General features: G+C 59.1%; 10 protein-coding genes. 3 read left to right on the plus strand and 7 right to left on the minus strand.

Annotation, left to right across the window (positions count from 1 at the left end; all coding sequences use genetic code 11):
• Window positions 1-303 precede the first annotated feature (303 nt).
• From BFN67_RS02030 to BFN67_RS02050, 5 genes are all read right to left on the minus strand, one after another.
• Window positions 304-780 (minus strand): hypothetical protein, encoded by a 477-nt coding sequence (locus BFN67_RS02030; RefSeq protein ID WP_080917891.1) that lies wholly within the window; start codon window positions 778-780, stop codon window positions 304-306.
• Between the two features lie 244 nt (window positions 781-1,024).
• Window positions 1,025-3,055: a DEAD/DEAH box helicase family protein gene (locus BFN67_RS02035; protein WP_080917951.1), complete on the minus strand. Its 2,031-nt coding sequence runs from the start codon at window positions 3,053-3,055 to the stop codon at window positions 1,025-1,027.
• 123 nt (window positions 3,056-3,178) lie between these two features.
• Window positions 3,179-4,066, minus strand: coding sequence for a hypothetical protein (locus BFN67_RS02040; protein ID WP_342587431.1), 888 nt, complete (start codon window positions 4,064-4,066; stop codon window positions 3,179-3,181).
• Window positions 4,067-4,277: 211 nt separating this feature from the next.
• Complete coding sequence (locus tag BFN67_RS02045; protein ID WP_080917893.1) at window positions 4,278-5,480, minus strand: IS256 family transposase; 1,203 nt, start codon at window positions 5,478-5,480, stop codon at window positions 4,278-4,280.
• Between the two features lie 258 nt (window positions 5,481-5,738).
• Window positions 5,739-6,431: a hypothetical protein gene (locus tag BFN67_RS02050; RefSeq protein ID WP_080917894.1), complete on the minus strand. Its 693-nt coding sequence runs from the start codon at window positions 6,429-6,431 to the stop codon at window positions 5,739-5,741.
• Window positions 6,432-6,738: 307 nt separating this feature from the next.
• Between BFN67_RS02050 and BFN67_RS02055 the strand changes: the two genes are divergently transcribed.
• The 3 genes from BFN67_RS02055 to BFN67_RS02065 all read left to right on the plus strand — a co-directional run bounded on the left by BFN67_RS02055 (window position 6,739) and on the right by BFN67_RS02065 (window position 8,638).
• A complete protein-coding gene (locus BFN67_RS02055; protein WP_080917895.1) occupies window positions 6,739-7,359 on the plus strand; it encodes a type IV toxin-antitoxin system AbiEi family antitoxin domain-containing protein in 621 nt (206 codons plus the stop codon).
• On the plus strand, window positions 7,352-8,227 hold the full coding sequence (locus tag BFN67_RS02060) for a nucleotidyl transferase AbiEii/AbiGii toxin family protein (protein ID WP_080917896.1): 876 nt from the start codon (window positions 7,352-7,354) through the stop codon (window positions 8,225-8,227). Before BFN67_RS02055 ends, BFN67_RS02060 begins: the two co-directional genes overlap by 8 nt.
• Before the next feature lie 84 nt (window positions 8,228-8,311).
• Window positions 8,312-8,638: a hypothetical protein gene (locus tag BFN67_RS02065; RefSeq protein WP_080917897.1), complete on the plus strand. Its 327-nt coding sequence runs from the start codon at window positions 8,312-8,314 to the stop codon at window positions 8,636-8,638.
• Here the strand turns inward: BFN67_RS02065 and istB are convergent.
• Window positions 8,629-9,384, minus strand: a complete 756-nt coding sequence (gene istB / locus BFN67_RS02070; RefSeq protein ID WP_080917952.1) for an IS21-like element helper ATPase IstB — start codon at window positions 9,382-9,384, stop codon at window positions 8,629-8,631. The genes BFN67_RS02065 and istB overlap by 10 nt on opposite strands.
• A gap of 13 nt (window positions 9,385-9,397) precedes the next feature.
• Window positions 9,398-10,933 carry an IS21 family transposase gene (gene istA, locus BFN67_RS02075; protein WP_080917953.1) on the minus strand — a complete coding sequence of 512 codons (1,536 nt, stop codon included), beginning with the start codon at window positions 10,931-10,933 and terminating at the stop codon, window positions 9,398-9,400.
• Window positions 10,934-11,100 lie beyond the last annotated feature (167 nt).

The raw sequence follows: 11,100 nt of genomic DNA on the forward strand, positions 1-11,100 counted from the left end.
CTATGCGCTATGGCCCGGTTAGCTCCGGATCGCGTGCGTCGCGGCGGTTCCAAGCGTCGTACGAATTTGCTCCGTTCCCTTGTGACGACGCCACATGAAGGCACGGCCTTGATCCTTCCGGCGGGAAAGACATCCCGGCGCTATTGACGCGAGATTCCGGGGAATGGAATCCTGTAGAGACGCTGCCAGCGGCCGTGTCGACTTGATGCTAGCAGTCGCGAAAACGCCGCCAGCCAGCTGAACTCGAACGGCTCCACGACACAGCTTGAACGAACCACAACGAGGCGCCGATCGGCCCCTTCTTTACTCCGGCCCCTGGAATCCGCGACGGCCAATCGCGGCGAGGATCTTCTCGTTGATAGCCCTTCTTTTTTGGAGTTGCGCAGCAGACAGGTTTCGCTTGGCCATAGTGTCCTGTGAGAATGTGTACTCCCAATCGTTGAGCTGACCGCGCTCGTGAAAAAAACTGATCGCATCGGCATTCAGGCTCTTGGTAATGTCCTTTCGGATACGTTTGATCGCGGTGAATACCAGATCCGATCTAAGGCCAAGGAAGCGCTTAACGCATTGATTGCCAACCTCGGTTCGACGCTTCGTCACCCTGTTGTAAATCTCGCAGACTTCAACAATCGGAAAATGCCCGCAAATACAGGTCTCGGGCTCGTCCGCCTCGTGGATGCCTACAAGGCTCCACTCTTTCCGTGCGACCTCCCAGTCCGTCGCAAGGCTAAGGGCGAGAATACGGTCTTTTAGTTGTTTGAAATTATGGCCGTCGCCCATAGATTTCCTCCACTACAGAACCCTCAGCTCCTCCAGATCACTCATAGTCTTGGCGATAATCTTCTCATAACATTCGTCGCAACAACGTTTCGAATCCGAAAACCCGGTGCCCAACTTCGGGATCTCAATGCATTTCGTGCCGGAGAGCAATGTATCCCCACAGCGGTAGCATTTGCCTTTGCGCAAGACATCGACCCTGCGCGGCCGCCCATTGGTACCGCCAATAAGCGATGGGGTCGGCCCCCTAGGTGTCTTCTTTGTCATAGTCAGACTTCGCCTTTCGAACTCGGCGGGCAAGCGTTTGTAAGATATCGTCTAAGTTGTCGAGTATTTCCCGGAATTCTTCGATCGACGCCTCACCCCTCTCTTTTCCGAGGCGTTTATTAATCTCATGATTGACCATCGTCAGCGCCGAGATAAAATTCGTCCGCCCCGAGAGCTTGAGCGAGCGGTACTTGTAGGTCAGTTCCGTTCCATTCACATTGAGCTCAACATGATTGAGCAGCAACGTTGCCAACCGTTTCGATTGCTCGTTAAGTCTTTTTCTCGCCTCTTCCCACTCCCGCTGTGGCTGAACTAGAAACGGCGCCGTCGGCGCCTGTTTTCGAAGCGGTGACTTGAGCGCCCGCTTAACCATTTCTTCGACTTGGCTAGGGTCAAGGCCTAGGAGTTTGAAACGCTCGCGAATGTCTTCCACGATCTGAGCGTCTTCGAGGCTCGTGAAGTCCTCCTCCCAAAGCGATTCAACGATCTCGCCATGGACGACCACGTTTTCCCCGGCGCGCAGCCGCTTCGTTCCATCCAACACCTCCTGCGGAACTTCGGGCTCCTCGCCACCGATCACCTTGTCCCAGAATGCCTGGTCGTCATTCTCGAAGTCCTTAAACTCCTTCAGCCGCTGATCGAGATTCATGCCGAGATGCGTAACGATGTGCCCCATATTGTCCGGGTGTGTGGGATCGTTCTGCACCACCACGCGCATCACTCGGCCGACGAACTGGATGTACGGCGCGAGTGTGCGGAAAGGCCTGAAAATGGCGGCGACGCTCAGTTTCGGGTGGTCAAAACCCTCGCCGAGCATCTGAACCTGGATAATGCAATCAAGCGTCCCATTTCGCAGTGCCGCCAGAATGTCGGCTTGCTCATCAGGGGACTGCTTGCTGTGTATGACGTCTGCAGTGAATCCGCGCTCCCGGTACAGCGAGCGGATTTCCCTCGCGTGATTGATCGAGCACGCGACTGCGATGAGCTGATGTTGCGTCCCGCTCTGTCGAAGGTCCTCTAGTTTCTGAAGACTGCTGTCGACTATGTGCTGATTACAAACTCGCGCCAGAGCAACCCCACGGCTGAACCAGTCCTCTTCCTTAAGCTTCTCGACCTCTGCGAGCGTGTAGGTTCTTCCGCCCTCATCGGTGAAGCCAAGCTGGATGGTCGATGGCGCGACATAGCTCGCCTTCAATCGCTTGATGTAGCCCTTCAAAGTCGCGTTTCTAAACGGGTACCGGAAAACGAGCTGGCCATCCAACTCCTGACGATCGCTGCGAAATGGCGTGGCGGTCAGCAAGACCACCTTCGCCTTCGGGAACCTCTCAATGACCTGTTGCCAACTTGCCGCGGCACTGTGGTGCGCTTCATCGACGATGATCATGTCAAAGAAATCATCGGGAAACTGCGTCAGCCACTTGTCCACGTTGGTGGCGAGCTGCTGCACGTTCGTGATCACCACGTGTGACTTGGTAGCGACCGTAATGTTCCCGCTATCCAGGGTCGTCGCCAAGGGACCTGAGATCATCTGATCTTGGCTCAGCACCGCCGCTTTCCGCCAGAAGCACTTTTGACGGTTGGTGATGTCCATCGCCTCGTATAGGCCGTTACGTATCGTCAGATTCGGCGCGATAACGATGACTCGGCCCTCTGCGAGACCCAGAGGCAAGATTGTCGCCAAGCCGGTTTTTCCGCACCCGACGGGTATTTGCAGAATCGCCTTGTTCTTGCCCTCTCTGAAAAATTCATAGGTCCGAAGGTAGCCCTCCCTCTGCGGATCGCGCAGATTCTCGTTTCCGTCGATCTTGAACTCCAGATCGAGAAAGAATGCCTGAAGCGGGCGGCTCGACCGGACCCAGGCATCGAGACCTGCTTTCTCAAACGTCCACTTCTTGCCCAATTTGCGCGCCGGAATCTTGCCCTCGCGCGCCAACGCATAAAGCGCGGTCTTCCCCATACCGAGGTAGGAAGCGGTATCTTCGAGCGAAAGCCAAGTCGTCTCTTCCGTCATGTGTAAACCCACCATTTGATACCTAACGATAGCAAACGACAGGTAGTATGTCAAAGTGGGATCGCGCTTGGCCTATGAGGCTCTTCGATCAAGTTCCAACGGGAGGTGATTTTTCCGGCAGCGTTAGTATCTGCGGTGAGCACGAATAATGGCGCCGGTCACCTTACCGGATGCCCCATTAACGCCGACTAATATCTGAATGCGAGGCTTCTGCAGTTCTTTGACTGCAATACCCAAAGGCGTGGAGTCGTCCATGGCTGCCCAGCGGTTGGTGAGATCGAAATCCGCGAGAAGATCCGAAACCTTGTGATCGGGAAGCGCGATCATACCGTCTAGTTCCTTGGCGCGGGCCGCTATGAAACGTGTGACGTCGATAGACGTGAAGGCGGCGATCGGCGACCCGTTGGCTTTCAGACATACGATCGCCTGATGCCTTTCATCGGCTTTCTCGATCAGCTCTAGCAGTGTGGTATCGATCGAAGTGCTCACAAACGACTTGTCGAGTTTCGTCGCGAGGCTGTTGGCCATCGTGCCATCACGACGTGGCCGGGTTCTCACGATGCTGCCGACGGTGGAATGGTGCTTCATCCACGCTGCTGTTTCCGGGCACCGCAATTCGGTGAGCTGAATGATTTTCGCATAGATGTCGTTGATATTGAGGTCCAGAACAGGCTCGTGATGAGCAACACGGTTGCGAAACGTGTTGATCGCTTTGACCAGGATCTGAATCTCGTGTCGACCTTCTCCATGCTGGAGATAAGGGAAGGCACGATTGACGTGGGTGCGCCAGAGGCCACCATACTCTGGCCTGAACAGGTTCGACCAGAAATCAAATGTCAGCGTCGCGACAACCTGGTCTCGGGGAGCATTCTGGCCGGCCCGCTGAATAGCCTTGTCAAGGGTCGCGAGCCCAGCAGGAGTCAGGGTCTGGTCCCGGAAGGTAGCCGTCTGATGCCAATTATCTTGGAACGTGGCGACCAGGATCTGATCGACGGCGTTGCGCAGGGTCACTTCCGCCACATTGAGCGGGTAGAGGAACGCCTTCGCGACGCGAGCGTTGTAGAGGTATAGCGCTAGGGCGTACGCTTCATGATTGCCGCCCTTTTTCAGATATGTCGCAAATCGAGGTTCGGAAATCGACGCTCTGATGGCTTGCAGTTGTTCGTGCGTATATGGATAAGGAACGGGACTGTCAGGAGTTCTGTGCGCGAGGCCGGTTTCGTCATTGGCTGACGAACCTCTCGCCGAAGACGACGGCGAACTGGGTCTTGGCCTCGAACCATTCGCGCGGCGGTCGTTTCCATTCCTCGGCCGCGTGGTTCAGCACCAAGTATAGCAGCTTCATGGCCGCGTCGTCATTCGGGAAATGGCCCCGCGTTCGCACGGCGCGCCGCAGCTTGGAGTTCAGCGCCTCAATCTGGTTCGTGGTGTAGATGATCCGACGCACGCTTTCGGGGAAGGCGAAGAACGGCACGACGTGGTCCCAGTTGCGCCGCCAGTTTTGCGTGATTGCCGGATAGCGTTGACCCCAGTAGCCGGCTTCGAAATCCTCAAGGGCCTTCATGCCGGCTTCGGCGTCCTTCGCCCGGTAGATCGCCCGCAGCGCCGGCACAACGGGCTTGCGATCCTTCCAGGACACGAACTCGAGCGAATGGCGGATCAGATGCACGATGCAGGTCTGGACGACGGTCTGGGGAAAGACCGCGTTGATGGCCTCGGGAAAGCCCTTCAGGCCGTCGACAACGGCGATCAGAATGTCGGCGGCGCCACGGTTCTTCAGCTCGTTCATGACGCGCAGCCAAAACTTTGCGCCTTCCGTCTGCTCGATCCAGATGCCCAGAATCTCCTTCGCGCCGTCGGGCAGGATGCCGAGCGCGATGTAGACGGCCTTGTTGCGAACGAAGCCTTCGTCCCTGATCTTGACGCGGATCGCATCGAAGAAGACGAGCGGATAGCAGATGTCGAGCGGCCGGTTCTGCCATTCGGCAACCTCCTCCAGGACGGCGTCGGTGACAGCCGAGATCAGGTCCGGCGATACGTCGATGCCGTAGAGTTCTTCGAGGTGACCGCGGATCTCGCGCACCGTCATGCCGCGTGCATACATGGAAATGATCTTGTCATCGAAATCGGGGAAGCGGCGCTGATATTTGGCGATCAGCTTCGGGTCGAAGGTGCCGGACCGGTCGCGCGGGATCGACAGCGTCATCTTCGATGTGCCCGTCAGCACCGACTTGCGCGAATGTCCGTTGCGCCGATTGGCGTTGCCGGCATCGCCTTCATCTTCAAGGTGCTCGTCCAGCTCGGCGTTCAGAATGCGCTCTGAAAGCGCCTTCTTCAGATCGTCGAGCAGCCCATCTCTGGCAAACACCTCATTGGGATCGCGGCCAGCAAGGAGCTGGTCCAGAAGTTCTTTCTCGATAGCCATGTGATGATTCTCTCCTTTCCATCACTATGGCCTCGCGCACAGAATTCCTGACAGTCCCATAAGGAACTTGACTTTCGGCCATAGAACGACGATAACTCCCTCCAAGCAGTCGACTAGGCCCCACTGGCTTGCCAAGCGCCTTCGACACCAGTCATATGTTCACCAGGTCAGGCCAGTCCTCACCTGGTGTTTCATTTTTAAAGCCCCAGTATCACGGCTGAGCTAGCAAGACGAATTCGTCGATAAAAAGCGCCCAACTCATTCCGTGTCCTCACCATCAACAACACCATCGATACGTGTAGCCGCTATCAGCGCATCGAGAACCAACTCCTTCCAGATTTGGTTGAGGCCGCTTTCAACGGAACGACGCGCAGCATCGAGACTCTCGTTGGTTCGGAACCACTCTTCGAGAATGCCTGCGATATCGTCGCGATATCCGGCACCCCGGCCCCAGCGCTCAACGCAAGCCCGCCAAAGCTCGTTGGCCTCATCGAGCTGCGGCTTAAATGCGGCGCGGCCGAGCGCGAGCGCCTGCGCGAGGAATTCCTGCTCCCATTCCTTCATTTCTTCCCGCAGGCCTGCAAGCGCCTGGGCCACATCCGGAAGGTGCGCAAACTGGCCTTCAAGGTCACGGATGATCTCTTCGATGCCGACAAACGCCCTCATGCTGCGCGCCGCGGCATCCGACCGGACGCCGACGCCGAGCAAATGATGGACCGAAAACTGCGTCCAACCGCCCCGTCTGTTCATGGAGGCGGCAATTGAACTCGCGGTGCCCACCCGAGTTTGCTCGACAAGGTTATGATGCGCCGACTGCACCGACATCGGCAGCTCTGCCTTGCGCTCAACAAAGCGGTCCATAGTGTCGGCAATCTGGCGCCGGGCTTCAAGCGATGCGGCGGCATGGGCGTCCGTTACCAGCGCGCGGGCGCCTGCAGGGCGCAGCCGCATGTCGGTTCATCCGCCCAATTTGGCCCTTGGCTCGAGCTGCAAAGAATGTCGGCTTTCGCGAAGAGGTCTATACCCAGGAAACGTCCGATTTATGGGCGCGAAGCGGCCACTATGCATGAGATTCCGGCAGGTTCGTCAGCTCCTGGGGCCTCCGTTGTATCGATGCACCGTTCGATTGGGCTGGTGGAGAGTGGGTCTGTGCGTTACAAAACCTGGGTGTCGAATAGAATAGACCCAGGAATTGTCACGCGCGATTGTGTTACAAAACCTGGGTGAGAATCAAGTTAGACCCAGGATATGTAACGGCATGACCCAGGCAGGGCGAACCCAGCGTGATCAACTGTCGGCTCTTCTCCGATCAAAGCCGATCGTGCGCGCGTACGAGCTCCGCAAGGTGGGAATCGCCGGTCAGACGATCAAGCGCGCCGTCGATGACGGCGAGCTTGTTCGCATCTCCCGGGGTCTCTACCAGCGCGCCGACACCGATGTGGACACGGAACAGGCACTGGCCGAAGCTGCAAAACTGGTGCCGAAAGGGGTCATCGCGATGGTCTCGGCACTTGCCTTCCATGGGCTGACCGATCAGATGCCTAGGAAGATCTGGGTTGCCATCAGCACGAAGGACTGGGCGCCGGCGCCCACCTATCCCCCGATCCGCATCGTCGAATTTCGCGACAAGTACATGCAGCAGGGAATCGAGCATCACCGGATATCAGGTGTCGACGTGCCCGTATTCTCGGTAACAAAGACGCTTGCTGACATCTTTCGCAACAGCAAGCTGGTCGACCGCTCGGTTGCCGTGGAGGGCCTTCGTGCGGCACTTGAACAGCGCAAGGCCACGCCAGGTGCGATCGCAGAGGCGGCAATGGGGGCAGGGGCCTGGCGGATCATGCGACCCTATCTCGAGGCTTTGACGTCGAATGGGTAATACGCCTCCGGCAAATCAGGCCGCATCGATCAAGCAAAGGCTGCTGAACCTCGCACGCAAGGAGGGGCGCGTGTACGAAGTCGTGCTCGTCCGTTACGCGCTCGAGCGACTGCTCTATCGCCTTTCGATATCGGATCACAATGACCGTTTCGTTCTGAAGGGCGGCATGCTCTTGACGCTTTGGATCGAGGGCGGCAACCGCGAGACACGGGATGCGGACTTTCTCGGGTTCGGGGACGCCAGCACAGACAACCTCAAGGCCACGTTTGCAGAAGTCATGGCCATAGATGCGAACGATGGACTCATCTTCGATACCGAGGCGCTGACGGCAATGACGATCCGGGAAGACATGGAGTACGAGGGCGTGCGTCTGCGGACGACGGCATTTCTGGAGAAGTCACGCATTCCGGTCACGGTCGATATCGGGTTTGGAGACGCGATTGCCGCCGGCGCACAGCCATTTGCCTATCCATCACTGCTTGGCATGGAAACGCCGAGAATACGGACTTATCCGCCTGCAACGGTAGTCGCCGAGAAGTTCCAGGCGATGGTTGCACTTGGCGTCGCCAACGGACGCATGAAGGATTACTTCGATCTGTGGGCGATCGCGAGGGCCGTTCCCGTTTCCGACGGTGAACTTGATGCCGCGATACGAGCCACCTTCGAACGAAGACGAACTGCCGTTCCCTCTGAACGACCACCGGGTCTCTCGAAGGCTCTGTCGGCGGACGAGGTCAAGCAACGACAGTGGCGCGCCTATGCACAATCGATCGACCTCCCGGACCTGTCGCTGGAGGAAGTTGTGGATGCGGCCTGGGCTCTGGTTGGGCCAGCATGCTCTCGAATAGCTTCATCCGATGACGAATGATTCCAAGCGCATCTGACATTCGTCCTGCGCTTTTGCGACGCTGTATCGGCAGAGAAAACGTGTAATCCGACGGGGCGGGCCGACATGACAGGGAAGAACAATGAGGAGGATGCGGCACTAGCGCATCTCCGGAAGGGGCTGGAGGATCAGCGATCCTATCTGTTCGGCTACGAGCAACCTTCGGAGGTGCTGGCATTCGAGACGCTGAGGGCGCTCGATGATCTGTTTTTCCGCGACCTCATGGAGCCGAGGTGCGCATTCCGACGAAGCCGGCCAGTGATTCCGATCAATTACCGGCCACCCATTCCAATTTCATTCCGGCCGGGATTCCGATTTGAAGCCGGCCACTTTTTTGGATCACCTGGGTCGTTGTTGAGATTTGGTTCGAGTTTCGTTTCTGGTCAAGCCTGAGCTGTTTCCGGGTTTTGTGGCGCGCGCCGTTTTCGCATGCTTTCGCCGGTCAGTTCGATGCGATAGGCGTTGTGCACGAGGCGGTCGAGGATGGCGTCGGCGATGGTGGGATTGCCGATGATCTCGTACCAGTGGTCGACGGGCACCTGGCTGGTGACGATGGTCGATCGCCGCTCATAGCGGTCCTCGACGATCTCGAGGAGATCGCGGCGCTGTTCGTCGTTGAGCTTTTCGGGTCCCCAATCGTCGAGGATGAGCAGGTCGGTTCGGGCCAGCGCCTTGAGCATCCTGGCATAGCGACCGTCTCCCCTTGCGAGAGCGAGCGTGGCGAAGAGCCGTGGGGCGCGGTGATAGACGACGGAGAAGTCCTCGCGACAGGCCTTGTGCCCGAGAGCGCAGGCGAGCCAGCTCTTGCCGACACCGGCCGGGCCCGTGATCAGGAGCCCGTGACGCTGGCGAATCCAGTCGCAGCCTGCGAGCTTGAGGTACAGGGAGCGGTCGAGCCCGCGTTCGGCACGGAAGTCGGCATCTTCGACCTGCGCATCATGGCGCAGCCTGGCAGCGCGGGCACGCGCCTCGAAGCGCTTCTGACGGCGCAGCGTCGCTTCGTTCTCGAGCAGGATGGCAAGCCATTCGCCATGGTCGAGGGCGCGTGCTTCCGGCTGCGCGTCGAGATCCTGGAAGCCTTTGGCCATGCCGTGCAGTCCGAGGTCGCGCAACATGTCGAGGGTGGGATGGGTCAGCATGATCTTTATCTCCTCAATGGAAGTAGCCGGGACCACGCAGATTGGCGTGGTCGATGATGGCGCCGGGATTGCCGGCAGGCCGGGCGGCCTTGTGGTTGATGATGAGGGCGGCGATGCTCTTGCAGGTCAGCCCGCCGATCTCGACGGCGCGGGCTGATATGGTCTCGGCACGCTCACGACGGAGATCCCGGTAGAGGCGCAAAACGCCAAGGCATGTGCGGAACCCCTGTTCCGGATGCGGTCGGCTGGCCAGAATGGCGATGATCAGCCCCTCGGTCTGTGGCCCGATCGATGCCGCCCAGCGGCGGAAGCGTGCCGGCGTCCACTCTGCATATCGACGGTGGGAACTGGGCATGTGCTCGGGGTTGGTGCCGTAGCGGCGTCCGCCATAGCGGCGCTGATGAACGGCGACGCGCTTGCCGCGGTGGAAGATCTCGATCGTCCTGCTGGTCGCGCGGATATCGACCTGCTGGCGGATGAGGCTGTGCGGCACGGAATAGAAGAAGGTCTTGAACTCGACATGATAGTCGGTGGCGACGCGAGCCAGGCGCCATTCGGCGAACTCGTAATTCTGCACCGGTAGGCTCGCCAGGGTCGGCCGTTCCACCGTCTCGAACAAATGGCGGCGGCTGACGCCAAGGCGGCGCATGACATGGTCATTGATGCGGTCGAGCGCCCCGGCGATTGCGGCATTGGCCTCGGCCAGCGAGAAGAAGGTCTGTCGTCGCAGCCGGCCGAGAATGCAGGTCTGGGCGAAACGCACGCCGTTCTCGACCTTGGCCTTGTCCTTCGGGCGACGCGGCCGCGCCGGCAGCACGCCGACGCCATAGTGCGAGGCCATCATGCCATAGCTGCGGTTGATCTCCGGATCATAGAAGGAGGCATGATTGACGCCGGACTTCAGGTTGTCGGGCACGATCAGGCGCGGGACGCCGCCGAAGAAGCTGAACATGCGTACATGCGCGCCGATCCAGTCCGGTAGCGCCTGCGTCCAGGTCGCTTCCGCATAGGTGAAGCCGGATGCACCCAGGACGCCGACAAAGATCTCCGCCTCGCGGATCTCGCCGGTCAGCGGGTCGACGATGGCGATCTTCTTGCCGGAATAATCCACAAACACCTTGTCGCCGGCGACATGCTCCTGGCGCATCGTCGGCGACAGACGCTTCTCGAAGCCGCGGAACAGGTCGCAGAAACGGCTGTAGCCATAGCCGCCGGAATGGACGGCGCGGTACTCTTCCCACAGAAGCATCAGCGTGACGCCCGGCTTCTTCAACTCCAGCGCAAGATCCGCCCAGTTCGGCTCCGGCAGCCGGCGCAGGCCCTGCTTCACCCCGGCGCGGGCGAACAGCCGGTTCTCCAGCGCGTCGTCGGTCAGGTCGCCTGGCAGCGGCCAGATCAGTCCCGCCGCGGTCGCGCGCTTCAGATTGTCCTGCACGGTGCTGCGCGCGACGCCCAGCCTCTGTGCGATCTCGCGGGCGCTGGTTCCATCACCGGCAAGCCGCAGCATCTGTCGTAATTGTCTCATGGTCAGCCTTCTCTTTGCCGGCATTACGCGTCCCTTGTTCAAAAGGACCGTCATGCCAAAGTTGCTGACCCTGGTGCTCCTGCTCAGACCTCAAAGCGGCCGGATATTGATCGGAATGGTGGCCGGCTTCACGTCGGAACGATGGCCGGCTTCAGGTTGGAATGCCCGGCCGGATAATGTCGGAATCCGCA

The sequence above is a fragment of the Manganibacter manganicus genome (assembly GCF_002075885.1).
GTDB lineage: Bacteria > Pseudomonadota > Alphaproteobacteria > Rhizobiales > Rhizobiaceae > Mesorhizobium > Mesorhizobium manganicum.